Here is a 26,052-nt window from a genome sequence, read left to right on the forward strand (position 1 = left end):
CGGCGCTAGACTCGGAGCGGCATGCCGACCGGCCAGCCAGGGGGCCTGTTCCCCTGCCCGAAGGGAGTCGCGTCATGATTTCCGCTTCCGCTCCATTCCGTCCCCTGCCCCTGTTGCCAGAGGCCCGCGCCGAGCGTTCGCCCGGTCCCCGGTTGCAGAAGCTGCGCCGCGCCGCGCTGGAGGCCCGGGAGGCCTTCGTCCGGGAAGGCCCGGTGGCGGCGGTGGCCACCTGCGACCTCATCACGTTCCCCTACCCCACGCTGTTCGCCTTCAGCGGGGCGGCGCTGTCACCGGCGCCGTACGTGATGATGACCAACCGCATGCAGGTGGTGCAGTTCGCGGAGGCCGGCACCGGCCAGCGGCGCACGCTGCTCTTCAACCCCACCGACTACGAGCGGGGCCACGCGGCGCCCTTCTACCGGGCCCTGCGTGAGCGCTACGGCGCGTTCCTCTCCGACAAGGTGATGTCCACCCGCCACGGCACGGTGCAGGGCTACCTGGAGCAGCTGGGGCTGACGCCGTCGGACGTGGACTACCTGGCCTTCGACCACCTGCACATCCAGGACCTGCGCGGCTGGCTGGGCGGTGACGGCGGCCCGCCCGTGTTCCCCCGGGCGAAGCTGCTGGTGCAGCGCGCGGAGTGGACCATGGTGAAGCACCTGCACCCCATGCAGCACGTGTGGTTCGTGCCCGGGGGCTCGGACATCCCCGAGGAGCGCGTGGTGCTGCTGGACGGGGACACGTGGCTGGGTCAGGGCGCGGCGCTGCTCAGCACTCCCGGCCACACTCAAGGCAACATGTCCCTGGCCGTGTCCACCGCGAATGAAGTGTTCGTGGTGAGCGAGAACGGCGTGAGCACGGAGAGCTTCACGCCGCTGTTGTCGCGCATCCCCGGCGTGCGCCGCTTCGCGGAGCAGATGGGCTGGGAGGTGGTGCTCAACGGCAACACGCGCGAGGACTCGCTGGAGCAGTACGCGTCCATGGTGGTGGAGAAGCTCTTCGCGGGCCCCTCCGCGCACGACCCGTCGTTCGTGAACTTCCACCCGTCCTCGCTGCTCACCTCGCACCTGCTGGCCCCCGGCCTGGGCCCCACCGTGGTGCTGCCCGCGCCGAACACGGGCGGGCTGCACCCCACGCCCGCGGTGCTGCGCGCGGCCTGAGCGTTACGGCCGGCCGCAGCGCGCCGCGGGCAGGAACGGCAGCGACCAGGGCTCCTCGCCCTGGACCGGGTCGGTGGCGAGGAAGAAGACGGAGCCGCCCGCGCGCACGAACCCGCGCGGATTCGCGTCGAGCCCCGCCGGCGCGATGTCGCGCATCGGATCCACGCGGTCCGGGTCGCCGTTGGAGTACCAGCCCTCGCGGCCCCGGCAGGCCGTCGTCGCGGAGAAGAAGAGCCACCCGTCCACCGTGGCGAAGGCCGTGGGGGTGCTGCCCGCGGGGCCCGGCTCCAGGTCCTGCACGAGCACCGTGCCCTGAGTGGTGCCGTCGGAGCGCCACAACTCGCGGCCGTGCACGCCGTCATCCGCCGCGAAGTACAGCCGCCCGTCCATCGCCGTCAGCCCGGTGGGCAGCGAGCCCTGGGGCCCCGGCCTCACGTCCTTCACCAGGCGGGTGCCCGGGAGCGTGCCGTCGCTCTTCCACAGCTCGCCGCCGTGGAGCAGATCTCCGGGTTCGCCGAAGAAGCCCTCCGCGCCGGCCATGAAGTACACGGCGTTGCCCAGCGGCTTGAGCTCTGACGGGTAGTCCCCCGCGAAGTGCATCAGCGGGAAGGTGAAGACGGGCAGTCCCCGCGTCACCCACAGGGCCGCTTCGCCCCAGCCCATGTCCACGAGGAAGAAGAGGCGGTCCTTCCCCGCTGGCGTCAGCGAGAAGATGACCGACTGCTCCGGGCCCCGGAAGAGCACCCGCGAAGAGCCGGAGCGCCCCTCCACCACCCAGAGCGTCACCGAGTCGCCGTACGCCACCAGCGCCAGCTTCCCGTTCCACTCCGTCAGGTCGTCCAGGTACAGCGCGGCGGGCCCGGGCGCGAACTCGTGCGTGAGCTGCGTGCCCTTCGCCGTGCCGTCCGTGCTCCACAGCTCGCGGCCGCGCACGCCGTCATCCGCGGTGAAGTACAGCCGCCCGCCCACCACCGTCAGGCCGTCCGGCGCGCTGCCCTGCGTCCCGCGCCGGATGTCCGCCACCAGCACCGTGCCCTTCTCGGTGCCGTCCGACAGCCACAGCTCCGGCCCGTGCACCCCGTCGTCCGCGACGAAGAACAGCCGCCCGCCCATCCGCGTGAGGAAGCGCGGCGTGCTGCCATACGCCCCGGGACGGACGTCCTTCACCCGGCGCGATTCCGTGTCGCCGCCGTCGGTGCTCCACAACTCGCGGCCGGACACGCCGTCATCCGCGGCGAAGAAGACGCGCCCGCCCACCTCCACCAGCGCCTCCGGCGCCGAGCCCTCCGTGCCGGGACGGAGGTCACCCACGGGCCGCGCGGACTGGCCGCACGGCTGCGGTCCTCCGGCAGCCGCCGCTTCGTCCTCCACCGCCGCCGACGCCACGCCCCACTCCGACACCTCTTCGCCGTCCGCCGCGCCACACCCCACCCCGACGACGCCGGAGAGCAGCAGCACGAGGACCGGAACACCACGCCACGCCGCCATCACACACGCCTCCTCGGGGCGGCGCCGTCCGGTCAGGACCCCCGCACCTGTGCTGGAAATTGATATTTTCAGCGGAATGGGCCAGCTCATGGCCGGCCAGGATTGCTCAGGGTTGTCGGACCGTGAGCGGCGTGGATCGTCAGATGATTTCGGACCAACGGAGGAACCGTTCGCCGGGTGACGACGGCGGATTCCTACGGGAATAGGCCTTGCGCGTATTTTCCGAGGATTTCCCGCCCCTGGAAGCACCGCGTCTTGCCCTGGAGGGCAGCGCGGTGTCCGGAAGTCACGGGCTGGAGCGCAGGGACTTGAGGGCTTCGCGGAAGAGGGCCTGGAAGGTGGCGTCCGGGCCCAGCCGTTCGATGACGACGTCCGCGGCCTTCTCCGCCTGGGGCTGCTTGTAGCCCAGGTTGAGCAGCGCGGAGACGAGGTCCGCCTTGTTGCCGGAGGTGACGGGCGCGCGGGGCGTGGTGCCGCGCGCGATGCCCTCCGAGTGGAGGTTGCGCACCTTCTCCTTGAGCTCCAGGACGAGGCGCTCGGCGGTCTTCTTGCCCACGCCGTGGATCTTCGCGAGCCGGCTCACCTCACCGCGCGACAGCGCCGCGATGAGCTCACCCACCTCCATGCCGGACATCACGCCCAGGGCCATGCGCGGACCGACTCGGGACACGGTGTTGAGCAACTGGAAGAGCTCCTCCTCCGCCGGGGAGAGGAAGCCGAAGAGCTCGAAGGCGTCCTCACGCACCACGGTGCGGATGCGGAGGTCCACCGGCTGGCCGTCCGCGGGCAGCTTCCCCAGGGAGACGGTGGACAGGTTCACGCGGTAGCCCACGCCGTGCACGTCGATGACGGCATCCTCGGGGCCCTTCTCCAACACGTTGCCACGCAGCCGGGCGATCATCGACGGGCCTCCGGGCGCTGGTAGGCGGACGACAGGCGGTCCGCGAGCACCGACGCGGCCCCCTTGCGCTTGCCGTTGCTAGGAGCGCTGGCGCGGGGCATGCCCACGCGGAACTGGTTCAAGTGGCACAGCGCGACGGCGAGCGCGTCGCTGGCATCCGCGCGCTCCAGGGTCGCTTCATCCACGCCGAGCAGCGTGCGCACCATGCGCGCCACGGCGTCCTTGTTGCCCGCGCCGCTGGCGCCCACGGACTTCTTCACGCTCGCGGGGGCGTATTCATGCACGGGCAGGCCCGCCTGCGCCGCGGCGAGCAGCGCCACGCCGCGCGCATGGCCCAGCACCAGGGCGCTTCGGGCATTGCGGAAGGTGAAGAGGCCCTCCACGGCCACGGCCTCCGGCTTGTAGCGCTGGAGCGCGGCGCTCAACGCGGCGTGCAGGTCCTTCAGGCGCTCAGCGAGGGGCGCGGACTCCACCACCTTGATGACGCCATGGCCCAGGTGCACCAGCCGGCCCTTCTTCTCCTCCACCACCCCGAAGCCCATGAAGCGGCTGCCAGGGTCCACGCCGAGTACGCGCACCGGCCCGTTCCTTTCCCACGCGCCCGTCAGGGGCTCACGTGGACAGCGACTCCATCAGGGACTCGTCGATTTCGAAGTTGGCGTGCACGTGCTGCACGTCGTCGTTGTCGTCGAGCGCGTCCATCAGCTTCAACATGCGCTTCGCGTTGTCGCCTTCCACCCGCACGGTGTTCTGCGGCACGAAGGTCCACTTCTGCTCGCCCAGGGGCAGGCCCGCGGCCTCCAGCTTCGCGCCCACCGCGTGCAGGTCCGCCGGGGCGGTGCGCACCTCGAAGCCGTCCGGCCCCTGGTCCACGATGTCCTCCGCGCCCGCCTCCAGCGCGTGCTCCATCACCTGGTCCTCGGTGGGGCCGGGCTTCACGGTGATGACGCCCTTCTTGTGGAACATCCAGCCCACGGCGCCCTCGGCGCCCAGGTTCCCGCCGTGGTTGCTCAGCAGGTTGCGCACGTCGCTGGCGGAGCGGTTCCGGTTGTCCGTGAGGCACTCGATGATGAGCGCGACGCCGCCGGGGCCGTAGCCCTCGTACGTCACCTCTTCGTAGGACTCGCCGGCGAGCTCGCCCGTGCCCTTCTTGATGGCTCGCTCGATGGTGTCGCGCGGGACGTTCGACTCGCGCGCCAGGCTCATGGCCACGCGCAGCCGGGCGTTGCCGGAAGGGTCACCGCCCCCCAGACGCGCGGCGACGGTCAGCTCCTTGATGACCTTGGAGTAGAGCTTGCCCTTGGCCACGCCCATGATGGCGTTGGCGCGTTTGAGTTTCGACCATCGGTTGTGACCGGACATGGCGGGCGGCTTCGGCGTGGGGTGGACGGGCGTTCAGCCCGTGGCGCTCCCGGCCTTGTGCCCCGAGCAGGCTGCCCGAGTCAAACCCTCACGACGCGTCCGGCTCGGCCTCAGGCGTGAGGACGGGCTCGAAGAGGCGGGGTGGCCCTTCGGACTCCCGGGCGCGCTCGCGCTCCTCCACCAGGATGGCGGGCACCAGCACGCCCAGCATGAACAGCCGGGTCGCCGCCTCGTAGGCCAGCGCCTCCGGGAAGCGGCACTCCAGCAGCATCGCGCGCACGGTGCGCCGCCCGTCGAAGAGGCGCACCACCTGCTCCACGTCTTCGGGCAGCGAGGGCAGCTCCCGCGCCAGCCGGTTGAAGTCCACCGTGAGCCGCGCCGCCAGGGGCAGGCCCTTGACGCGCAGCTGTTCGAAGCGCTCCAGCCCGGGCACCATCTGGTCGCACAGGAACGGGCGGTCCATGGTGAAGGTGCCCCGGTGCAGCTCCGGGCCGAACGTCACCGTGTACTCGCCCGAGCCGAAGCACAGCAGGCGCCGGAACGCGAGGCTGCCGCGCTCGCCGTGGAAGGTCGCGTCCACCACCTGGCCGTGGCGGAAGACGAACGCGCCGGTGTCCTCGGACAGCACCACCCGACCGGAGCGCACGCCGGACAGGAGCGCGCGCACCAGCTCCACCAAGGGCAGCGTGCCGGTGTGCGCGTCGTAGACGTCCTCCTCGCCGCGCCGTCCCGCCTTGAGCCGCGCGAGCACCGCCACGTCGCGCGCGTCCACCGGCTCCACCAGGTACTCGTCCGCGCCCACGCCCGCGGCGAGGTCCCGGTGGAACTCCTCCGGATGCCGCGCCACCAGCAGCACCGGCAGGTGCGCGGTCTTCGGGTCCGCCCGGAGCGCGCCGCAGAGGCTGAAGCCGTCGCCGTCCGGCAGGTCCGCGTCGATGATGACCAGCCGGGGCAGCGCCGGTCGCGAACCCGGCAGCGCCGGCTCCGCGTCCGGCCGCGAGACCCCCGCCTCCAGCCCCAGCCGCGCCAGCGCCGCGAGCGCGCCGCTCACGTGCACGGACTCGAAGCCTTCGCGGACGAGCGCCTCCGCCACCGCGGGCCGGGGCGTCTCGCCCACCAACAGCACCGAGCCCGCGACCTCACCCTGCAGGGCGAGTGCATCACGACCTTCTGGGCGCGTGGGGGATTCAGGGGGTGGCGCGGAGTGCAGGTAGGCAACCATGGATTCCCCATTCTTCCAGGGAACCCGAGCGATTGCACAACCTGCCCCCAAGTCCCTGGATTCGTTGGGTTTTGGCCAGGCTGCATCCCAAGCTAGGGTGCGCGCCTATGACGCGCCTCGGACCGTTGCTTGCCCTCCTCGTCGTGCCCGTCCTCGCCTCCGCGCAGGAGGCCGAAGTCTCCTTTTCGCAGGAGGACCCGCTGGGCTCCGTGGTGGCGCCGGTGGAGCTGCCCGCGGGGGCGACGGCGCTCTATGGCTACACGGGCGCGCCGGAGGTGGGCCTGGGGTTCCGGCAGGGGCTGGGCGCGCTGGAGGTGGAGGCGCGGGCGCGCTTCGACTGGTTCAAGCTGGGCGCGTCGTTGGAGGTCCTGGGCCGCAAGGAGGTGGTGCGGAGTGGGGCGTTCGGGCTGGCGCCAACGCTGGGCGTGGGCCTGGTGCTCAACTCTGGCGCCACGTACATGGACAACGACAACTTCTCCGGCGTGCTGGTGCGCATCCTGCCGGGGTTGGTGGCGGGCTACCGGGTGGCGGACACCGTGACGCTGCTGGGGCTGGTGGACCTGCCCATCGACCTGGGGCTCACGGGCGACAAGCAGCGCCGCTTCCAGGCGCTGGGGGGCCTGGGCGTGGAGGTGTACCTGGGCGGCAATGTGTCGCTGCTCGCGGCGGGACAGGTGGGCGTGGAGACGTTCCAGGAGCGCGCGGGCGCGGGCCAGACGCGGCTGGCGCTCACGGGGCGCGTGGGCCTGGGCACGCGGCTGTTCTAGAACTCCGGCGGAGGGCTCTGGCGCGGCGTGCCCATCAGTTCGAGCGTGCGCAGCGCGACGCGGATGAGCGTCTGGGCGCACGGCTCGCAACCGCCGCCGCAGCAGTGGGGCCAGCGTCCTTCCGGGTCGCGCAACAGCGGGCGCACGCTGGACTGGTAGTAGCTGGGGAGCTGGTGTTCTTCGCTCGCACGCGCGAGCGCGTCTTCGAGGGCCAGGGGCGAGGGGGCGGGAACGTCGGACACGCTCCCGTTCATACCAGCCACCCGGGGGCCTTGTCAGAGCAGAGAGGTCTGCGCCGGGGCCTCGGGTGAGGCGCCATCCGAGGGCTGGCAGTGCGCGCACCAATGCGTGTTGCGCCCTCCGATGCGCAGGTGCGACACGGGCGTGGCGCAGCGGGGACAGGGCGCTCCCGTCTTGCCGAAGATGTTGCGCCGGTGCTTCGCCTGCCCCTGGACACCGAACAGGTCCCGCTGCGTGCCGCGCAGCCGCAGGCCCTCTTCCAGCACGTCACGGATGCCCTGGTGCAGCCGGATGATTTCCGCCGGGGACAGCGACGACGCCAGCCGCCGCGGGTCGATGCCCGCGGCCCACATGCTCTCGTCCGCGTCGCGGTTGCCCAGTCCCGCGAGCACGCGCTGATTCAGGAGCACCGTCTTGAGCGCGCTGCGCCTGCTCCGGAGCAGCTTCGCCAGCACCTCCGGAGTGAAGGACTCGTCGAGCGCCTCCGGTCCCAGTTCCTCCAGCTTCAACTGCGAGGCCAGCATGGACGTGGGCCCCAGCGCCACGCGCGCGTAGCCCAGCGTGTCGGTGAGCTGGAGTTCCTCGTTGCCCTCCAGCGTGAGGACCACGAGCGTCGCGGGAGGCCGTTCGCTCCCGGCGGGCCGCAGCTGCAATTCGCCCCACAGCATGAAGTGCAGCGCGAGCGTCTGCCCGTCATCCAGCGTAAGCAGCATGAACTTCGCGCGCCGCTCCGCAGCGAGCACCTTGCGGCCCTGGAGGTTCTGGGTGAAGTCCGGCGGCGAAGCGAAGCGCACCGCCGCGGGGACCCGCACCTCCGCGTCCACGAAGCGCCGGCCCACCACGGCCTGCTTCAGGTCACGGACAATGATTTCGACTTCAGGGACTTCCGCCACGGCAGCCTCCCCTACGGGTCACAAGGTAGGAAGGCTGCGATGTAACGCCACGGGTTGAGTCCTGCTGGAGGAGGCGCCTCGTCCGTCCGCCCGGCATCCGGCCGGACAGGGGTCATCCCCCTGCCCTCCCCCAAGTCAGGCGCTCACCGTCACCTCGTGCACGTCGCGCTCCAGTTCCCGCACGTCCACCTTCACGTCGAGGAAGTGCACCATCGTCTCGCGCTGCGTGAGCGAATGGCTGTCCAGCGCCACCGTGCGGAAGTTGCCACCCTTCGCCAGGGCGCACAGCAGCAGGAGCTGATCACACAGGTGTTCGCCCACGGGCACCCCCGCGTCCAGGTAGCGCTTCACCTTCGCGGCGACCTCCTCCGCCACGACTTCCGCGCGCTTGCCGCGCTCGCCGAAGCCGGTGAAGACCTCCGTCACGTGCTCGCTCTCCACTTCGACGCGCAGCACGTTGCCCGGACCGAAGGCGCGCTTGAGTTCTTCCGGCCGCTGCTGATCCGGCCGCAGCTTCAGCACGGCGGCCACGGTCTCCAGCTCGCGCTTCGCCACGTCGAAGGGGATGGACGCCACCTGGGCCACGGCCTCCGTGCGCAGCACCCGGCCGCGCTCCAGCAACTGGAGCGGCTGGAGCTTCGCCGGATGGATGTCCACGCGGAACCGTCCACCGCCGGCCGGATAGAAGCCGGGCCGCTCCAGCGTCACGTCCACGCGCGGGCCCATGCGGCGCAAGAGCGGCAGGTAGGCCTGCTCCAGGAACTCGAACGGCGGCGCCGCCGGGTTGTGCGTCCCGCCCTCCAGCATCAGCGTGGAGGCCCCTTCCGCGTGCAGCAGCGCGGGCAGCACCGTCTGGAGCACCAGCGTCGCGCTGCCCGCGGTGCCCACCGCGAAGTGGTAGTTGCCCGCCGACAGCGCGCGCGGATGGAAGGACAGCTGCTTGGAGCCCAGCTCCGCGCCCGTCACCTCCGCGGCGCCCACGGTCTCCGCGGCCTTGAGCGCGGTGAGGTGCTGACGCAAGAGGCCCGGCTTGGCGCGGCCCGCGCGCACGTTGACCATCTCGAACGGAGTGCCGGTCACCAGCGACAGCGCCAGCGCGGTGCGCAGCACCTGTCCGCCCCCCTCCCCCTGTGAACCATCGATGCGAACCATGTGCGTGGTGCTCCTTTGCGCGCTCGCGGACGGATGCAGCATCCCATCCCTGATTTCAAAAAATAGCGGCGCCCGCTCCCCCACCTTAACGGCCGCTTGCGCGGACCTCTTCGGGGGAACGGGCGCCTCGGTGGATTCATCCCGGCATGTGCACCTCCGCAGGACGGCGGGTGGGGTTTCCCTTCGGCTATCCCTTCACGCACACCACCTGCTTGAGCGTGTGGACGACCTCCACCAGGTCCGCCTGCGCGGCCATCACGGCGTCGATGGGCTTGTACGCGGCCGGCGTCTCGTCAATCACGTCCACGTCCTTGCGGCACTCCACGCCCTCGGTCGCCTTGGCGTGGTCTTCCAGCGTGAAGCGCTTCTTCGCCGCTTCCCGCGACATCACGCGACCCGCGCCGTGGCTGCACGAATGGAAGGCATCCGCGTTTCCCTTCCCGCGGACGATGTAGGAACGGGCCCCCATGCTGCCGGGGATGATTCCCATGTCGCCCTCGCGCGCCCGCACCGCGCCCTTGCGGGTCACGAAGCAGTTCTTTCCGAAGTGGTGCTCGCGCGAGATGTAGTTGTGGTGGCAGTTCACCGCGGACTCGGACAGCTCGAACGGAGGCAGCTCACCGCTCGCCTTCAGGGCCTCCACCGCCGAGTGCAGCATGAGCTCGCGGTTCATCGCCGCGAAGTCCTGCGCCCAGCTCACCGCGAACACGTAGTCATGGAAGTGCTCCGTCCCCTCCGGCAGGTACGCCAGGTCCGCGTCCGGCAGGTGGATGAAGAAGCGCTGCATGTCCTCCTTCGCCAGTTCGATGAAGTGGCTTCCGATGCGGTTACCCACCCCGCGCGAACCCGAGTGCAGCATCAGCCACACGCCATCCGACTCATCGACGCACAGCTCGATGAAGTGGTTACCGGTTCCCAGCGTTCCCAGGTGCGCCAGCTCCGGCCCACGGCCAATGCGCGGATGCTTCGCGACAATCTGCGCGTACCCCTCCGCCAGGCGGGCCCACGCGGAGGTATGCGTCACGGGCGAGTCCTTCCACGCGCCACGGTCATTCCGGCCGCCGTTGTCCGTACGGCCGTGCGGCACCGCCGCTTCAATGGCCGAGCGCACCCCGCGCAGCGAGTCCGGCAGCTGATCCGCGCGCAGCGTCGTGCGCACGGCGATCATTCCGCAACCGATGTCCACGCCCACCGCCGCCGGCACCACCGCGCCCACCGTGGGCACCACGCTCCCGACCGTCGCGCCGTAACCGCGGTGCACGTCCGGCATCACGGCGACCCACTTGTGGATGAAGGGCAGGCCGCGGAGGTTGCGAAGCTGCTTCTTCGCCTCATCCTCGAAGGGGACTCCCACCGTCCACGCCTTGATGGGGCGGCCCGACTCGTCCGACAGCACTTCGTAGTTCGCGTTCATCCGGTCCATGGCTCTGCACCTTTCGGTCGTTCGACCGGGCGCTGTGTCCCGGTCACGTGGGGGAGCTAGAGCACCCGGCGTGCCAACGCCGTTCCCGAGGGAGACCCCTGGGCCGGGCTGGAAATCCATATCCCATGGGATAAATACCTATCCTGATGGCTCAAAAGGCGAAGACACGGCGCACGGTCGTCATCGGGATGCTGGGGACGACGTTGGACACGGGGATGGGGTCACAGCGCTGGACGCGGTGGCGGCCCACGGTGTCGCTGTGTCAGCAGGAGGACCTGCTGGTGCACCGGCTGGAGCTGCTGCATCCGCCCCAGGCGACATCCCTGGCGGCGGTCATCCGGGACGACATCGCGCAGGTGTCCCCGGAGACGCAGGTGCGGCTCACGTCGCTGCCCATCCGGGACCCGTGGAACCTGGAGGAGACGTATGGCGCGCTGCTGGACCACGTGCTCGCGCAGTCCTTCCATCCGGAGGAAGAGGACTACCTGGTGCACATCACCACGGGCACGCACATCGCGCAGATCTGCATGTTCCTCCTGGTGGAGAGCCGGCTGATTCCGGGCCGGTTGGTGCAGACCTCCCCGGGCAAGGGGAAGGAACACGGGGCGGTGGGCACGCACGCCATCATCGACCTGGACCTGTCCAACTACGACACGCTGGCGGCGCGCTTCCGGCGGCGGCAGCGCGAGGGCCTGTCGTTCCTCAAGTCCGGCATCGACACGCACAACGCCGCGTTCAACCGGCTCATCGAGCGGATTGAACAGGTGGCGGTGCAGTCCCGCGCGCCGCTGCTGCTGACGGGGCCCACGGGGGCGGGCAAGTCGCAGCTCGCGAAGCGCATCTACGCGCTGAAGAAGGCGCGCAACCAGGTGGCGGGCCCGTTCGTGGACCTGAACTGCGCCACGCTGCGCGGCGACGGCGCCATGTCCACGCTCTTCGGCCACGTGAAGGGCGCGTTCACGGGTGCGGTGGGCGACCGGCCCGGGCTGATGCGGCAGGCGAACGGCGGCGTGTTGTTCCTGGACGAGATTGGCGAGCTGGGCCCGGACGAGCAGGCCATGTTGCTGCGCGCGCTGGAGGACAAGCGGTTCCTGCCGGTGGGCGCGGACAAGGAGGCGGAGAGCGACTTCCAGCTCATCGCGGGGACGAACCGCGACCTCCAGTTGGACGTGGAGCGGGGACGGTTCCGCGAGGACCTGCTCGCGCGCATCAACCTGTGGACCTTCCGGCTGCCCGCGCTGCGCGAGCGTCCGGAGGACATCGCGCCCAACCTGCAATACGAACTGGATCAAGCGTCCCAGGCGCTGGGGACGAGGGTGACGATGAGCAAGGAGGCGCAGGAGTACTTCCTGCGTTTCGCCACGTCCCCTGAAGCCCGGTGGAGCGGCAACTTCCGCGACCTCAACGCGGCCGTGCTGCGCATGTCCACGCTGGCGGCGGGTGGGCGGATGACCCGCGAGGTGGTGGACGAGGAGCTGGACCGGCTGCGGTCGCAGTGGCGGCCGGCGGGCGCCGCGGCAGCGTCAGCGAGCGAGGACGTGCTGGCGGAGGTGATGGGCGCGGCGCGCGCGGCGGAGCTGGACCGGTTCGACCGGGTGCAGCTCGCGGACGTGGTGACGGTGTGCCGCTCCGCGCGCTCGCTGTCGGATGCGGGCCGGACGTTGTTCTCTCAGTCGCGTGCGCAGAAGAAGAGCGTCAACGACGCGGACCGGCTCCGGAAATACCTGGCGCGCTTCGGGCTGGCGTGGACCGACGTGAGCGGTCGCGACGCGGAGTGACGGGTCCTCCCCGTGGGCCGTGCGGCGGGCCCACGAGGAGGCATCGCATCAGCGGAAGACTGCGGCCACGGATTGGCATTGCGACGTGGCCTGCGCCTCGTCGAGCACCCGGACCGGACCGTCCTCGGGAGAGGAAGGGGCGGGCACGGGGGGTGCCGCTGGCGCGTTCGCTCCGCTCAGCCATGCGGGCGGCACCCAGCATTCGACGGTGAGCGGCCCCTCGAAATTCGCTCGCACGCGACCGTCCTTCAGCCGCACCTCCCCCCGCACCTGGTTCCCGGTGACGGTCAGCTCCAGGGTGCCTTCGTCCATCGTCACCGGAGGCTCCTTTGGCAGCTGGTAGTCCACGATCGCCAGCCCCGGGCCCAACGCCGTCTGGGGGATGAGCCGCGCGGTGGCGCGTTTCGACTTCAGGAACTTCTCGTCCACCGACATGCGGAAGCGCCAGTAGCCTCCGTCCTCCGACTGCGCACTCAGCGCGACCAGCATCAAGGTCACGGGCGGGTCACCCAGGAAGTCGGCGCTGAACCGCACGGACGGGGCCGAGTAGGTGCCCATATCCGTGCGCACCGTGGCCGCGCCTCGCGGCTGGGGAAGCTCCGCGGCCGCTGACGAAGAAGGCTTCACCGCGGAGGAGGACGCGAGCGCTTCACGCGACAACACCCGCTCCTCCCTTGGCTTCGCGCAGGCGCCCAGGAGCAGCGCCGCCATCAGGACCGCGTGGCGCATGCTCAGCACCCCACTCGCAGGAGCATGGCGCTGACGGTGGTGTTGTCATTCTCCCGCAGCTCGTCCACCGTCCCCGCCGGATCCATGTCCAGGTAGACGTAGTACGTGCTGTAGGGCAGCGACGCCGGCACCGTGAAGCCCAGGGAGTAGATGCCCTCCGAGAACGCCCCCAGCGCATGGTTGAACGTGGCCACCACGTTGGTGGATTCGCTGTAGCCATTCGGAGGCGCCGTGGGGCTCAGACGCACCCGGAACGCGTAGGACGACACCGCCGCGTTGCCCAGGTTGCCCACGTAGAACTTCACGGTCTGCGCCGTGCCACGGCACACCGACTTGGTGCCCGCGGGGTCCAGCGTCTGCGCCACGTCCCCCACCACGCCCATGGCGGACGGCAGCAGGTTGGGCTTCGTGACCGTGTAGCCGTACAGCGTGTTCATGCCCTGCGCGTTCGTGGGCCACAGCGTGGAGGACTCGTAGCCACCCGTCACCAGGTGCGGCGGCGAGGTGCGCAGGATGCTGTGCCCGCCCTCGTGCTTGAAGCCGAAGAAGTGCCCGGCTTCGTGCACGAACGTGCTCCGGCCCGACGTGCCGAACGCATTGCCGGTGCGAGGCGTGAAGTCCAGGTCGCTGGCGATGCAGACATCCGCCTCGTCGATACCGTTGCTCCCGATGAAGCACAGCCCCACCGTGGAGTACGTCACGCCGTTGTTCCCGTCGATGGCCGCCCGGTCACACAGGCCGATCTCGTTCTGCCCGTCGCTGTGGTCCAACGCGCAGTCCGTCGCCGCGTTCACGTTGAAGCCCGCGACGATGTGAGACAGGTCGTCCCACTGCCGCAAGCCGTTCCAGTACGCCGTGTTGACGTTGCCGGAGTCCGGGATGCTGCACCGGTTCCGGTACACGACCGGGCCCGTGTACCACTTCACCGGCGTCCCGTTGCACGTGTCCCAGGCGGCGGCTCCCGCCTCCACGCTGCCCAGCACCAGCGCCGCGACGATGCCCACGAATGTCGTTGTCTTCATGGCGGACCTCATCACGGCTGGCCGGGCGGGATGTCCCGCTCGGGCTGGAGGGGAACGACACCCGGCACCGCGGACGGCGCCACCGCGGGCGTCACCGGCACGGACAGGGACGACGCGGTGGTGACAGGCTCCTCGCGGAACGCCCCCGCCACGCTGATGCCCCGCGCGCGCAGGTGGTTCTGGAGCAGCGAGAGGAACGCCTCCCGCTCCAGTGCCTCCGGAGCGCTCCGGGCCTGGGCCTCCGCGCGCATGGCCGGACGCGCGCCCATCAGGTCCACCGTCTCGAACACGGGCGCCGTCTGCCGCACGCCCGCCGAACCCAGGCCGGACACGAGCCCGCCCTCGGCGCCCACGAGCACCTCGCGGCCGCCCACCGACTCCACTCGGAACGCGTGCTCGTCCAGCACCGGCGACAGGCTCCAGCCGGTGTTGCGCAGGAACACCACGTAGCGCGCGCCCCGGACGAAGCGGGGCACGTGGCTCACCACGAACTGGCGGCCATCCGGCAGCAACCCTCCGGCCTGCTTGAGGCGCAGCTCGCGGGGAGCCGCGCCCAGGTGCGCCCGCACGTCGCCCAGCGTCACCACCGTCCACGGGCCCGTGCGCGGCGAGAACTCGGAGCGCACGTCCACCACGTCGCCCTCCACCACGGAGGCCGTCTGGTCGAACAGGCTGAGCAGGCTGTCCACCGCGCGCGGCGGCCGGAGCGACGCTTCCGCGACGAGGGGACCTTCCTGTCGCGTGGGGGCTTCGTCCCCACTGGCGGCGCTACACCCCGTGAGTCCCAGGAGCAGCAGCGCGACCCGCGCGCGGCCCTCCATCCTGAACGTCGTCCATGGCCTGCCCACGCGCATCACGTCCGCTCCCTTCGTGCCTTCAGTGGATGAGATAGAAGGCGTCCTGGCGCGGCACGAAGAACCGCCAGCCTTCGTCCGTCAGGTACGCCGGATCTTCCTGCATCACCGCCACCTGCTGCCCGCCCCACTCTGGCACGGCGGTGAGGGTGCTCAGCTCGACCGCGAGGTACGAGCCCTTGCGCAGCACCCGGGGCGCCTCCTGGCGTGACGCCGCGCGGAAGTCGATGGAGGCGCCCAGCGCATGCCCCTGCGCGCCCAGCGGATGGCTGTAGACCTTGGCTTCGATGCCGCGCTCCTTCATCTCCGCCATCGTCGCGTCGTAGACGTCCGCCGACGAGCGCCCCGGCCGCGACGCCCGCAGCATCAGCGCGTCCTGCAGCGCCTGCGTGTTCATCAGCGCGCGCTTCAGCCCTTCCGGAACATCCTGCTCCCCGTCCTTCAGCACGTACGCCATCTTCTGCCAGTCCGTGTTCAGGCCCAGCGCCGTGACGCCGAAGTCCACGTGCAGCAGGTCTCCGCGCTGGATGACCACCGCCTCGTCCGCCACCGCCAGGAAGCCCCGGGAGAAACCGTCCTTCATGCCCTGCCGTTGCAGACGAAGGTCCGGCTGGAACCACGTGCCCACGCGCGCCTCGAACAGCGCGTCGTAGAGCCAGCGGCGCACCTCCCCCACCGTCGTCTTGCCGGGCACCACCACCTCGTTGGAGAGCGCCCGCTTCACCAGCGACTCCGTCAGCACCACCAGGTCGCGGTACGGCACGAACTCGCCGGGCAGGCGCGTGTCCAGGTACTCCTCGATGAGCGGCGCGGCGCTCACGAAGCGCGTCTCCGCGGTCGGCCCCAGCGCCTCCACCAGCCACTTGTAGGTGTCATGCGTCAGGCTGCGCGTCACGCCGCGCCGGCCATCCATGCCCAGCGCGATGGTGCGCGGGTGGTAGCGCGCGTCCAACTCCGCGAGCGCCTCCGCCTGCTTGCGCTCCACCGGGGGCGAGGTGAAGAAGCGCGTCACCGCCTCCGTGGCGTAGCCCGTCAGCGCGACCTTCTGGAGCCCCGCGTCGCCCGCGTCCACGAAGACAAACACGTCGCGGTTGCCCGCGTAGGGCAGCGGCGGCGCGACCCAGGCCGTCAGCGGATCATCGTGGAACTCCTCATTCACCACCACCCACATGCCCACGCCGTGGCGGCGCATCATGTCCAGCAGCAGCCCGTGCCGCTCCTTCAGCCAGGCCTCGCGCAGGGCCAGGGCCTGGGACGGCGACGGCACGGCCGTGGACGTGGGGACGGCGGTGTCGCGCACGGGCGCGGTGGCACACGCCACCAGACAGCCCAGGCTCAGGGCCGGCAGAAGGACTCCACGCCAACGGTTCATGTCGGGAACTCCGGGTCGGGAAGAAGGCGGAGCAGCCTAGCGCGCCCGAAAAACCGAAGCCCCCCGCTCCCGGAACCCTTGGGGTCCGGGAACGGAGGGCCTGGGGCGCATCCCACCTGCTCACCCGCTCGGACGTCCTCGCTCCCTCGCGCTTCCGGATCCCGTCCCCCCCGGTCCGGGACACCGGGATTCAGCCAGACCTTTCGGCCGGCGAATCCTCTGGAAGCGGCGGCCCTCCCCCGAAGGCCGCGTGGAGCGCGGACATCCAACCGCGCGCGCCGTAACTTCAGTAGCTGGCGACCCAGTCCAGGTCGCTTTCATCGAAATCAACGAGCGAGTCCTCCCCTTCGTCCCGGGAGGCCTCTTCCCCGTCCCCCTCCTCCTCTTCGACCCGGAATCCCCTCGGCTCCCGGGCCTCGTCCTCCGGCCGCACTCCCGCGCCCCCATTGGAACCGGGCGCCCACATCGCGCCGTCCCCCTGGCTCCACGCATCGATGCGGTACATCGCGTCCCCCCGGGTGCGGTGTCTTCCGTCCACCCACGCCGCCGCCACGCCGCGCCTCGATAATTAGACGCCGACCGAAAAAAACCTTGGGTCGCGCCCGCCTCATTTATTTCAGGAAGTGTCCTCCCTGCCTGAGCGCGCGAGCCCGGATTCCGGCCTCCTCGCTCCAGCCGGGTTCCCCCCGGCGGGCCACGGCCTCGAAGGCCTCCGCCGCCTGGAGCGGGAGCCCCATGGCCCGGAGCGCCAGCGCCCGGTTCCACAGGGCCTGGGGATGGTCCGGTGCCTGACGCAGCACGCCTTCAATCAGGTCCAGGGCGCCCCGGAAGTCCCCCGCCGCCATCGCCACCACGGCCCGGTCGCTGTCCCGGTCCAGGGAAGGCGCGCTGCGCGACAGGAAGTCCGCCGCCTGACGCAACTCGCCGCGCACGAGGTAGGCCGCCGCGATGCCGTGCAGATCCCCCCGGTCCTCCAGCGCCGCCAGGGTCCGCAGGGGCACGGGAGGCTCGGCCGCGAGGGCCGCCCCGTCTCCCGTCCCTGTCCGGACGGGAACGTAGGGGAGGTAACGGTCCGCCGCCGGGTACGCGATGCGCGCCTCCAGCTCCCGCGCGGACGCATCCGCCCGCCACGCGTCTCCCGGCCGGAAGCCGTTCCCGGTCATGAACGCGGTGAGCGCGCCCAGTCCCATGGCCAGCACCGCCCCCAGCGCCTGCCGCCACCGGCCGCGCGGAAGGCGGAGACGGAACGGCTGCCGGAGGGAAGCAGGCGGGGGTGGCGCGTCGTTGTGGGCCACCGCGCCGCACAGGGCCTGGACGCTGAGCATCTCCAGCTGCATGGCATCATGCAGCCCGCTGGCGCACGCACGGCAGAGGGCCAGATGGAGCCGGAAGTGCTCCTCGTCCCCCGACTCCAGCTCCCCATCGAGGAACCGGTAGAGCTTCTTGCACCAGAGATCCATCAAGCGTCAGGGCCCGGAGTCGCGCGGCCGCCTCCCGTCCCTTGGGAAACGCGAGCGGAAGCAATCCTTGGTGGATTCCGCTCCCAGCGTTCGCTGCCCGCTCATCCGCCTGCCCCCCGGGGAGGCGCAGGCGGACGGGGCCCCATCATCAGCGGCGCGAGCGTGGGCGCAGCAGCGTTCCACCGGAGCGGCTGGAGCGCGGGCACGGGAGGCGCGGCGCGCTGACGGCCTCCACGGATTCCGTCCGCGCGAACCAGGGGCAGCAGTTGGCGCACCCCGGGCAGCGCCGGCGGAAGCGGCGAGCCCCCTGGTGCCATGCCCGGCCCTCGCGCTCGGGGGGAGGAGGCACCTCCGCGGCGGCCACGTCGCCCGGCCAGTTCTCAGGCACGTCGTCGTCCCAGGAGCCGGGGACCGTGTCGCGGGCCTGACGGGCGGACACCCAGCGCTCGCTCTCCGCCGCGTCCTCCAGCGCGAGCCGCGCGAGCATCTCCATCTGCAAGAGGTCGTGGAAGCGCCGCGAGCAGACGTCGCAGTGGGCCAGGTGGCCGCGGACGCGGCGCTGGTCCTCGGCGGACAGGTTGCCGTCCAGGAAGGGCTGGAGGTCCTCACACGCGGTGCTCATCGTTCCCTCTCCTGGCGGCGGCGTTCCGCGGTGTCGTGGAGCATGGCCTTGAGGCGGCGGCGGGCGTGGAAGAGCCACGTGCCCACCGTTCCCGCACTGGGGGTGTTCATCCGCCGGGCGATCTCCGCATGGCGGAGGCCCCGCGCATGCAGTTCGAACGCCTGGCGCAGCTTCTCGTTGAGCCGGGCCACGGCCTGGCGCAGCTCGTCCTCCGTGACGCATTCCCACTGCTCGGGCTCCGGCGAGTCCTCCGGGTCCTCGAAGAGCATGTGGACGTTGTGCAGGTCCACCCGGCGATCCGTCTCCGCGCCCTGGCGGCGGCACTGATCCAGGAACCGGTTGTGCAGCACGCGAACCAGCCACGCGCGGCGCGCGGGCTCCGGCCACCGCTTGAGCCGCTCCCATTGCAGGAGCGCGCGCAGAAGCACGTCCTGCACCAGGTCGTCGCAATCACTGGCACTCTTGCCACAGACATTGCGCGCGATGGCGACCAGCACCGGCTGATGGCGGATCGCGAACGCGGCGAATTCCCCTCCAGAGCCCTCCCGGACTGGCGGCTCCTCCCTCCCTGGCACCATGCGACCGCCTCCCTTCCCTCCAGAGAACGCCGAGGGTCGGATTCTTTTCTTCTCAATGATGCGACAAATGCTGTCGCGCTTCTTCCCGCATCATGGCTGCCAGTGCGGCTGGAACACTTCATCCAGACGCCAATTCCTTGCATGGAATAGACAGACATCCAGGTACTCCCCGGTTCAATTCCTCTCCGTGGGTGTGTCTTGCCTCCGGGTGGCGCATGCCCCGCCCGGCGTGAAAAATGGCGCGGAAAAAGGCGCCCCGCATGCCCCAACGGATTTCTGGCGGCCGGAGCCTTTTCGTGAACGCGCGGATCCGCCGCGGAGGCTCCGCGAAGCAGCCCTCCTGGTGCGTCAAACGGGTGGGCCCGTCCCGCCGGGGCGCGTTCCGGGACCCCAGGAAGCCTCCCGGAGGCCCGGGGAAGCGTCCCGGAGCGAAACTCCCCCCTTGCGTGCCTGGGGAGTCCTTTGGTCCTCTTGGGCACCGCCGTATGCCCATGGAAACCGCCGCCGACAGCCGAGAGTACCGCGTGGTCTTCTTCTGCCCCGCGTCCAACGCCCGGCTCGAGCGGCTGGAGGTCCCCGTGCGCCGGCTGTTGTCGCGCATCCAGGCCCCCCCCGCGGAGCTGGCCCCACTGAGTGAAGCGGGGGCCCTCACGGAGGCCGGGTGGCAGGTCTACCTGGTGCGTTCGTTGACGGAGCGCTCCGCGGCGCAGGCCATGGCCGCCTACGTCAGCGAGGCCACCTGCGCGCTGGCCGCGGAGGTGGACGCGGAGGTGCTGGGGCTCTACGTGGACGTGTCCGGGGACTCCGCGCGCATCTGCCGGTGCGGTCCGGAGGACGGGCCGGAGACCTTCGCCGGGCGCCGGCAGGCCGCGCTCACCCGCACGTCCGAGTGGCTGGAGGTCGCCCCCGCGAGCCTGTCCGCCCTCTTCCAGTTGGATCCGCCGGACGCCGAATACGAGCCGGACGCGGACGACCGTTTCGTCGAGGAGAAGCTGCGCGAGGCGCGGGCCCTGATGGAGCGCTACCGCACCGCGGCGAAATGAGGTCGAGCACCCCGGAGGACCTGTCCGGCCGCTGTGAGCGGTGCTACCTGCCCACGGCCCTGTGCCTGTGCGCGGAGGTGCCCGTCATCCCCACGCGCACGGAGCTGTTGATCATCCGGCACAACAAGGAGTCGCAGAAGAGCACCAACACGGCGCGCATCGCGGCGCTGGCCCTGCCCCGCTGCCACATCGTCTCCTATGGCGCGCCCGGGGCGCCCTTCGACCCGTCGGTGCTGGACACGCCGGACACGTGGCTGCTGTTCCCCGACGCGCCGGAGGCGGAGGGCCCTCCGCCGAAGCGGCTCGTCGTCATCGACGGGAGCTGGGCGCAGGCGCGGCGCATGGTGCAGCGCGTCCCCGCCCTGCGCCGGCTGCCGGGCCTGAGGCTTCCGCCGCCGGCGCCGGACACGCGACGGCTGCGCAAGCCACCGCATCCGGACGGGATGTCCACGCTGGAGGCCATGGCCGGCGCGCTCGCGCGGCTGGAGGGCGAGGACCTCGCGAAGCCGCTGCTCACGCTGCACGAGCTGATGATTGAACGCGTGCTCGCGAGCCGGGGGCGGCTGGGCTGGGAGAACTACCTCTGACGCCCTGATGCGGCGACGGGCCTCCTACTGGAGGACCTTCTGCATCTCCGTCGCGAAGGGCACGGGCTCCAGGAAGCCCGTCACGCGCGGCTTCGTCAGCACCGTGCCGTCCGGGTTCACGAAGGCCACCGTGGGCAGGCCCTCCACGCCCAGCTTCTCCATCAGCGCGTCCAGGTGGTCCTCGCTGTTCGTCGCGTCGATCTTGATGGTGAGGAAGCGGCTGTCCTGCGCCTGGGAGATGACCTCCGTGGACGGGTACGTCAGCCGGTCCAGCTCCTTGCAGGCCGCGCACCAGTCCGCGAAGAAGTCGATGAGCACCGGGCGGCCCTCCTTCCTCGCCGCCGCGAGCACCTGCTCGAACTGGCTCGCGTCGAACGTCGCCGTCTTCGCCGGCATCACGTGATGCCACTGCCAGGACGGCGCGACGGGGTGCTGCTGCAGCCCCATGCGCACCCACAGCTCACCCGTGGGCCGTGCGTCCAGCGCGCCGCCGCGAACCACCAGCGCGCCCACCACCAGCGCCACGCCCAGCGCCTTGAAGCCGAACTCGCGCGGGCCCTCCTTGAACGAGCGGTGCACCGCGCCCACGAGGACACCCACCACCACCAGCGCCGCGGCCATCACCGCGCCGGGCACCTGCCCCACCTGCGCGCCCAGCGCCTTCACGGTGTCGCGCGCCCAGGGGAAGGCGTCCTTCAGGTACGAGAACGCGAGCGCCACCAGCATGATGCCCAGCACGCTCTTCACCCACTCCATCCACACGCCGCCGCGCGGCAGGCGCACCGTGAACACGCCGATGAGGAAGAACGGCACGCCGATGCCCAGCGCGTAGATGAACAGCAGCGTCGCGCCCAGCGTCGTGTTGGCGGACTTGGCCACGAAGGCCAGGAGGCCCGTGAGCACCGGCCCCGTGCACGGCGCCGCCAGGAACCCGGACACGCTGCCCATCACGAACGCGCCCGCGATGCCCGCGCCGCCCACGTTGCTGAGCTTCGTCTGCATGGACGACGGCAGCGCCAGTTCGAAGGCGCCGAACATCGACGAGGCCAGCAGCAGCAGGAACAGCGCCAGCCCCATCACCACCGCGGGGCTGCCCAGCATGGAACCGAAGGCCTGGCCCGTCTTCGCCGCCAGGATGCCCAGCGCGCTGAACACCACGCCCATGCCCACGATGTACGACGTCGTCAGCGCCAGCGAGCGGCCCCTTCCTTCCGCCTTCCTCGCGCCGAACACCGACACGGTGATGGGGATGAGCGGGTACACGCACGGCGTCATCGCGGTGAGCAGGCCGCCGGCGAACACCACCAGCGCGCCCCACGCCAGGTTGCCGGACTCCAGGAACCGGGCCGCGTCCAGCCCGGCGCTCGGGCCGGTGGGCAACAGCCACGGCACCACGGCCACCGCCACTCCCGCCACCACCGCCGCCAGCGTCAGCTTCTTCGTGTCCATGCGTGCCTCGGCTCCCGCGCCTCCCGGACCGGAAAGGCTCCGGAAAGAGGCTCCCTTCTATATGCGGAGGCCGGGGACGCGGCTACCCCACGGGCATCTGCGCGGGGGAGACAGGCACCTTCAGGCCCGCCGAGCGCGCCAGCCCCATCACGCCCTCCACGGCGGCGGCGATGTAGCCAAAGGGGTTCGCTCCATCCACCGCCGTCACGTGCACCTCGCCCATCTGCTGCTGGAAGGCCGCCGCCACCTGCGGCAGCTGCTGCGCCAACGTCAACTGGATGACCTCCGCGCTCACCGAGTTCTCGATGTCGCGCAGCGCCTTCGCGCGCTCCATCTCCAGCCCCTGCTGCGCCCGGGTGCGCCGCAGCTCCAGCTCCGCGATGCCGGCTTCCGCCTCCGCGATGGACTGCTTCGCCAGCATCACCTGGAGCCGGGCGGACAGCTGCTCGGCCTCCTGCCGGGCCTCGGCCAGTTGCACCTCGTGACGCGCGGCCTCCGATTCCTGCTGGCGGCGCAGCCGCTCCAGCTCCACCTGCGCCTTGGCGGCCTCCGCCTCCTGCGCCCAGCGCAGTTGCTCCAGTTCACCCTGGGCGCGGTTGTACGCGAGCTGCCGTTCGCTCGTGAGCCGCGCCTCCTCCAGCCGCGCGTCCGTGCCCAGCGCCTCCAGGCGGGCCTGCTCCTTCAACGCCTGCGTGCGCGTGCGGACCTCCTCCTGTGCGGACAGCTTCGCGAGCGCCACCTCGCGCTCCACGGACGTGCGCTCCTGCTGCTGCTGGCGCACCTGCTCCATCTTCGCCTGCGCGAGCCGCGCCTCCACCGCGAGCTGCTCCAGCCGCGCCTGTTCGTCCGTGGCCTGCGTGCGCTGACGGACCTCCTCGCGCGCGGCGAGCTTCTGGAGGTTGAGCACGCGCTCGGCCTCCGTCTCCTCGCGCCGCACGAAGCGCTCCTTGGCCAGCTCCGCCTCGCGCGCCTGCCGCTCCTGTTCGCGGCGGAAGCGCGCCTGCATGTGCTCGAAGACGGCCGAGGACAGGACGCGCACGTCCTGGATCTCGATGGTGTCCAGCAGCACGCCCCAGCCCGTGTCGGTGCGGTCCTCCACCCGGCCCCGTCCGGAGAGCACCGGCGCGATCTCGCGCATCAGCTCCTCCGCGATGCCCTCCTTGCGCCGGGTGAGGCACTCCTCCACGGAGAGGTTCGCCACCAGCCGGCGCGCCGCGCCCACGAACATCTCCCCGAGCAGCTCCGCCAGCTTCTCCTGCGCGCGCTCCGGGTAGCTGAAATTGAGCATCCGGAAGGCCACCAGCGGATCCGCGATGCGGTACACCGCCAGGCCCGTCACCGCGACGCCCACCTTCTCGCTCGTCACCTGATCCGCGGTGAACTGGAGCCGCTGGATGCTGGTGGGCACGATGGCCACCGAGTCCCCCGGCAGCTTGAAGCAGCTGGCGCCCTGCCCGCTCACTTCGCGCACGCGCCCCCGGCGCATGTGGATGAGGAACTCGCTGGGCCGCGCCGTGATCAGGCCCCACTTCTTCACCTTGTCCGGATCCTCCGCGGGCTTGCCCGCCCGCCATCCGTCCGCGTAGCGGGAACGCTCCAGGCCCCCCTCCAAGCGGATCAGCGACGGCCGCCCCGTTCCCTCCTGCTGCATGTCCTGGGCGTTGCTCCGGGCCTGCGACTTCGCGTTGGCGCTCATGTGTTGGCACCCTCCGCGGCGTCCTCAGTGCAGGCACCCGGCCACGTCCCCCAGGGCCACGAAACGGGCACTTATGGGCGCGCGAAGCACCGTTTCGGATCACCCCGCCCCAACCCGGTGCACCCGGAGTGCGCCACTCTGGAGGAGCGTTGAGCCCGCCCGGCCCACCCCACGACCCGGTGCGTCGGACATAGGGGCCTCGCGCCTTATGTTCCCTTGACCCGAGGGGGGTCGATTTTATAATTGACCAGTCCGGTCCACATTCGTGTGGGCGCATGTAGACCCTGCCGCTGCGCGCGGACCCACCGCGTCGCCGGGGAGCGGAGGGATGTCCCATCCTCCCGCGTCACTTCTTTCAGAAGGAAGCCATGCTGAACCTGCCCATCTACATGGACAACCACGCGACCACCCCGCTCGACCCGCGGGTGCTGGAAGTCATGTTGCCCTACCTGCGCGAGGACTTCGGCAACGCGGCCAGCCGCAACCACGCGTTCGGCTGGAAGGCCGAGGCCGCGGTGGAGAAGGCGCGCCGGCAGGTGGCGGACCTCATTGGCGCTTCGGAGAAGGAGATCGTCTTCACCTCCGGCGCCACGGAATCCGACAACCTGGCCATCAAGGGCGTCATCGAGTTCTACAAGTCCAAGGGCGACCACATCATCACCCTGAAGACCGAGCACAAGGCCATCCTGGACACCTGCAAGCGCCTGGAGCGCGTGCGCCAGGAGCGGCTGGACGAGCTCAAGCTCCTGCGCCTGGGCCAGCTGGCCGAGCGCGACGTGTCCCCGGAAGAGGTCCCGGAGCTGGCCGCGAAGTTCAACCTGGAGGCGGACGACACGTACAAGAAGTGGGCGGAGATGCCCACCGGCGGCGCGCGCGTCACCTACCTGGACGTGGAGCGCGACGGCCGCGTGAGCCTGGAGAAGCTGGCCGCGGCGATGACGCCCAAGACGGTGCTCGTCTCCATCATGTTCGCCAACAACGAGATCGGCGTGGTCCAGCCGGTGGCGGAGATTGGCAAGCTGTGCCGTGAGAAGGGCGTCCTCTTCCACTGCGACGCGGTGCAGGGCGTGGGCAAGGTGCCCTTCGACGTGGAGGCCATGCACGTGGACCTGGCCTCCATCAGCGCGCACAAGATGTACGGCCCCAAGGGCGTGGGCGCCCTCTACGTCCGCCGCAAGCCGCGCGTGCGCATCGCGCCCATGGTGGACGGTGGCGGCCACGAGCGCGGCATGCGCAGCGGCACCCTGAACGTGGCGTCCATCGTCGGCTTCGGCGCGGCGGCGGAGGTGGCGAAGAAGGACCTGCCGGAAGAGTCCGCGCGCCTGTTCCGCCTGCGCGAGCGGCTGCGCACCGGGATCATGGAGCAGCTGGACATGGTGGTGGTGAACGGGAGCCTGGAGCACCGCATGCCGGGCAGCCTCAACATCTCCTTCTCCTACGTGGAGGGCGAGGCCCTGATGATGTCCATCAAGGACGTCGCGGTGTCGTCCGGCTCGGCGTGCACGTCCGCGTCGCTGGAGCCGTCCTACGTGCTGCGCGCCCTGGGGGTCGAGGAGGACATGGCGCACAGCTCCATCCGCTTCGGCCTGGGCCGCTTCAACACGGAGGAGGAGGTGGACTTCGTCATCCGCCTCGTGGTGGACAAAGTCCGCAAGTTGCGAGACATGAGCCCCCTGTACGAGATGGCCAAGGAAGGCATCGACCTCAAGAGCATCGAGTGGACCGCCCACTAGGCGCTCCCCTCCCCTCAAGACTTCCCACCGGGCACGGGAGCCCCCGCCCGCCCGGCCGCGCATCGGTTGTTCCCGGAGCGCATCAGTTCAAGCGTTGTGCAGAAGGAGCGTGAGACGCATGGCTTACAGCGAGAAGGTCATCGAGCACTACGAGAACCCCCGCAACGTGGGGACGCTCGACAAGAACGACCCGAACGTCGGCACCGGCCTGGTGGGCGCCCCCGCCTGCGGCGACGTGATGCGCCTCCAGCTGAAGATCAGCGATTCGGGCGTCATCGAGGACGCGCGCTTCAAGACCTTCGGCTGTGGCTCCGCCATCGCGTCCAGCTCGCTCGTCACCGAGTGGGTGAAGGGCAAGACGGTGGATCAGGCCATGACCATCTCCAACAAGGACGTGGCCCGGGAGCTGGCGCTGCCCCCGGTGAAGATCCACTGCTCCGTGCTGGCCGAGGACGCCATCAAGGCGGCCATCGAAGACTTCAAGAAGAAGCGCGCGTCGCGGCAGGCGTAGCGTCCAGAGC

At 70.7% G+C, this 26,052-nt stretch carries 26 protein-coding genes; 7 read left to right on the forward strand and 19 right to left on the reverse strand.

The window, feature by feature from the left end:
- The first annotated feature begins 74 nt into the window (after positions 1 to 74).
- Positions 75 to 1,160 (forward strand): MBL fold metallo-hydrolase, encoded by a 1,086-nt coding sequence (locus tag D7X32_RS10745; protein WP_120602437.1) that lies wholly within the window; start codon positions 75 to 77, stop codon positions 1,158 to 1,160.
- A 3-nt stretch (positions 1,161 to 1,163) separates the two neighbouring features.
- On the opposite strand, the gene D7X32_RS10750 is transcribed toward D7X32_RS10745, so the two are convergent.
- The 5 genes from D7X32_RS10750 to D7X32_RS10770 all read right to left on the reverse strand — a co-directional run bounded on the left by D7X32_RS10750 (position 1,164) and on the right by D7X32_RS10770 (position 6,133).
- Positions 1,164 to 2,648 carry an ELWxxDGT repeat protein gene (locus tag D7X32_RS10750; RefSeq protein ID WP_120602438.1) on the reverse strand — a complete coding sequence of 495 codons (1,485 nt, stop codon included), beginning with the start codon at positions 2,646 to 2,648 and terminating at the stop codon, positions 1,164 to 1,166.
- A 286-nt stretch (positions 2,649 to 2,934) separates the two neighbouring features.
- Positions 2,935 to 3,549 (reverse strand): Holliday junction branch migration protein RuvA, encoded by a 615-nt coding sequence (gene ruvA, locus D7X32_RS10755; protein WP_120602439.1) that lies wholly within the window; start codon positions 3,547 to 3,549, stop codon positions 2,935 to 2,937.
- The gene (gene ruvC / locus D7X32_RS10760; protein ID WP_120602440.1) at positions 3,546 to 4,127 is read right to left on the reverse strand and encodes a crossover junction endodeoxyribonuclease RuvC; all 582 of its coding nucleotides are present in this window, start codon (positions 4,125 to 4,127) and stop codon (positions 3,546 to 3,548) included. The genes ruvA and ruvC overlap by 4 nt, the downstream gene beginning before the upstream one ends.
- Before the next feature lie 34 nt (positions 4,128 to 4,161).
- On the reverse strand, positions 4,162 to 4,911 hold the full coding sequence (locus tag D7X32_RS10765; RefSeq protein WP_120602441.1) for a YebC/PmpR family DNA-binding transcriptional regulator: 750 nt from the start codon (positions 4,909 to 4,911) through the stop codon (positions 4,162 to 4,164).
- An 88-nt stretch (positions 4,912 to 4,999) separates the two neighbouring features.
- A complete protein-coding gene (locus tag D7X32_RS10770; protein WP_120602442.1) occupies positions 5,000 to 6,133 on the reverse strand; it encodes a response regulator in 1,134 nt (377 codons plus the stop codon).
- Between the two features lie 107 nt (positions 6,134 to 6,240).
- On the opposite strand from D7X32_RS10770, the gene D7X32_RS10775 reads away from it, so the two are divergent.
- Entirely contained in the window at positions 6,241 to 6,900 is a 660-nt protein-coding gene (locus D7X32_RS10775) for a hypothetical protein (RefSeq protein ID WP_120602443.1), read from the forward strand.
- Here D7X32_RS10775 and D7X32_RS10780 read toward each other — a convergent pair.
- From D7X32_RS10780 to D7X32_RS10795, 4 genes are all read right to left on the reverse strand, one after another.
- Positions 6,897 to 7,154, reverse strand: a complete 258-nt coding sequence (locus D7X32_RS10780; RefSeq protein WP_171446819.1) for a hypothetical protein — start codon at positions 7,152 to 7,154, stop codon at positions 6,897 to 6,899. The two genes, D7X32_RS10775 and D7X32_RS10780, sit on opposite strands and share 4 nt — an antisense overlap.
- Positions 7,155 to 7,175: 21 nt before the next feature.
- A complete protein-coding gene (mutM, locus tag D7X32_RS10785; RefSeq protein ID WP_120602445.1) occupies positions 7,176 to 8,033 on the reverse strand; it encodes a DNA-formamidopyrimidine glycosylase in 858 nt (285 codons plus the stop codon).
- 135 nt (positions 8,034 to 8,168) lie between these two features.
- Entirely contained in the window at positions 8,169 to 9,185 is a 1,017-nt protein-coding gene (gene rtcA / locus D7X32_RS10790; protein WP_120602446.1) for an RNA 3'-terminal phosphate cyclase, read from the reverse strand.
- 187 nt (positions 9,186 to 9,372) lie between these two features.
- Positions 9,373 to 10,608, reverse strand: a complete 1,236-nt coding sequence (locus D7X32_RS10795; protein ID WP_120602447.1) for an RtcB family protein — start codon at positions 10,606 to 10,608, stop codon at positions 9,373 to 9,375.
- Between the two features lie 146 nt (positions 10,609 to 10,754).
- Here D7X32_RS10795 and rtcR point away from each other — a divergent pair, with 146 nt between their 5' ends.
- Positions 10,755 to 12,386, forward strand: coding sequence for an RNA repair transcriptional activator RtcR (rtcR, locus tag D7X32_RS10800; RefSeq protein WP_120602448.1), 1,632 nt, complete (start codon positions 10,755 to 10,757; stop codon positions 12,384 to 12,386).
- A gap of 48 nt (positions 12,387 to 12,434) precedes the next feature.
- Here the strand turns inward: rtcR and D7X32_RS10805 are convergent, their stop codons facing one another.
- The 8 genes from D7X32_RS10805 to D7X32_RS10840 all read right to left on the reverse strand — a co-directional run bounded on the left by D7X32_RS10805 (position 12,435) and on the right by D7X32_RS10840 (position 19,023).
- A complete protein-coding gene (locus D7X32_RS10805; RefSeq protein ID WP_120602449.1) occupies positions 12,435 to 13,115 on the reverse strand; it encodes a hypothetical protein in 681 nt (226 codons plus the stop codon).
- A 2-nt stretch (positions 13,116 to 13,117) separates the two neighbouring features.
- The gene (locus D7X32_RS10810; protein ID WP_120602450.1) at positions 13,118 to 14,137 is read right to left on the reverse strand and encodes a CARDB domain-containing protein; all 1,020 of its coding nucleotides are present in this window, start codon (positions 14,135 to 14,137) and stop codon (positions 13,118 to 13,120) included.
- Between the two features lie 11 nt (positions 14,138 to 14,148).
- Positions 14,149 to 14,958 carry a hypothetical protein gene (locus D7X32_RS10815; RefSeq protein ID WP_120602451.1) on the reverse strand — a complete coding sequence of 270 codons (810 nt, stop codon included), beginning with the start codon at positions 14,956 to 14,958 and terminating at the stop codon, positions 14,149 to 14,151.
- Positions 14,959 to 15,013: 55 nt separating this feature from the next.
- Positions 15,014 to 16,363: a M24 family metallopeptidase gene (locus D7X32_RS10820; protein WP_120602452.1), complete on the reverse strand. Its 1,350-nt coding sequence runs from the start codon at positions 16,361 to 16,363 to the stop codon at positions 15,014 to 15,016.
- Positions 16,364 to 16,649: 286 nt separating this feature from the next.
- Positions 16,650 to 16,916, reverse strand: a complete 267-nt coding sequence (locus tag D7X32_RS10825) for a hypothetical protein (protein WP_147450102.1) — start codon at positions 16,914 to 16,916, stop codon at positions 16,650 to 16,652.
- A 58-nt stretch (positions 16,917 to 16,974) separates the two neighbouring features.
- Complete coding sequence (locus D7X32_RS10830; protein WP_120602454.1) at positions 16,975 to 17,823, reverse strand: zf-HC2 domain-containing protein; 849 nt, start codon at positions 17,821 to 17,823, stop codon at positions 16,975 to 16,977.
- Positions 17,824 to 17,971: 148 nt separating this feature from the next.
- Entirely contained in the window at positions 17,972 to 18,445 is a 474-nt protein-coding gene (locus D7X32_RS10835; protein ID WP_120602455.1) for an anti-sigma factor family protein, read from the reverse strand.
- The gene (locus tag D7X32_RS10840) at positions 18,442 to 19,023 is read right to left on the reverse strand and encodes an RNA polymerase sigma factor (protein WP_120602456.1); all 582 of its coding nucleotides are present in this window, start codon (positions 19,021 to 19,023) and stop codon (positions 18,442 to 18,444) included. Before D7X32_RS10840 ends, D7X32_RS10835 begins: the two co-directional genes overlap by 4 nt.
- A 491-nt stretch (positions 19,024 to 19,514) precedes the next feature.
- Here D7X32_RS10840 and D7X32_RS10845 point away from each other — a divergent pair, with 491 nt between their 5' ends.
- Complete coding sequence (locus tag D7X32_RS10845) at positions 19,515 to 20,066, forward strand: hypothetical protein (RefSeq protein WP_014395291.1); 552 nt, start codon at positions 19,515 to 19,517, stop codon at positions 20,064 to 20,066.
- Complete coding sequence (locus tag D7X32_RS10850; RefSeq protein ID WP_120602457.1) at positions 20,063 to 20,653, forward strand: tRNA-uridine aminocarboxypropyltransferase; 591 nt, start codon at positions 20,063 to 20,065, stop codon at positions 20,651 to 20,653. Before D7X32_RS10845 ends, D7X32_RS10850 begins: the two co-directional genes overlap by 4 nt.
- Before the next feature lie 24 nt (positions 20,654 to 20,677).
- Here the strand turns inward: D7X32_RS10850 and D7X32_RS10855 are convergent, their stop codons facing one another.
- Complete coding sequence (locus D7X32_RS10855) at positions 20,678 to 22,102, reverse strand: protein-disulfide reductase DsbD family protein (protein ID WP_120602458.1); 1,425 nt, start codon at positions 22,100 to 22,102, stop codon at positions 20,678 to 20,680.
- Between the two features lie 82 nt (positions 22,103 to 22,184).
- Positions 22,185 to 23,798: an SPFH domain-containing protein gene (locus D7X32_RS10860; protein ID WP_120602459.1), complete on the reverse strand. Its 1,614-nt coding sequence runs from the start codon at positions 23,796 to 23,798 to the stop codon at positions 22,185 to 22,187.
- Positions 23,799 to 24,169: 371 nt separating this feature from the next.
- Between D7X32_RS10860 and D7X32_RS10865 the strand changes: the two genes are divergently transcribed.
- Both D7X32_RS10865 and iscU read left to right on the forward strand, forming a co-directional pair.
- Positions 24,170 to 25,531, forward strand: coding sequence for an IscS subfamily cysteine desulfurase (locus D7X32_RS10865; protein ID WP_244238951.1), 1,362 nt, complete (start codon positions 24,170 to 24,172; stop codon positions 25,529 to 25,531).
- A gap of 118 nt (positions 25,532 to 25,649) precedes the next feature.
- Positions 25,650 to 26,042: a Fe-S cluster assembly scaffold IscU gene (iscU, locus tag D7X32_RS10870; RefSeq protein ID WP_120553652.1), complete on the forward strand. Its 393-nt coding sequence runs from the start codon at positions 25,650 to 25,652 to the stop codon at positions 26,040 to 26,042.
- Positions 26,043 to 26,052 lie beyond the last annotated feature (10 nt).

Origin of the sequence: Corallococcus carmarthensis (genome assembly GCF_003611695.1) — a bacterium.
GTDB lineage: Bacteria > Myxococcota > Myxococcia > Myxococcales > Myxococcaceae > Corallococcus > Corallococcus carmarthensis.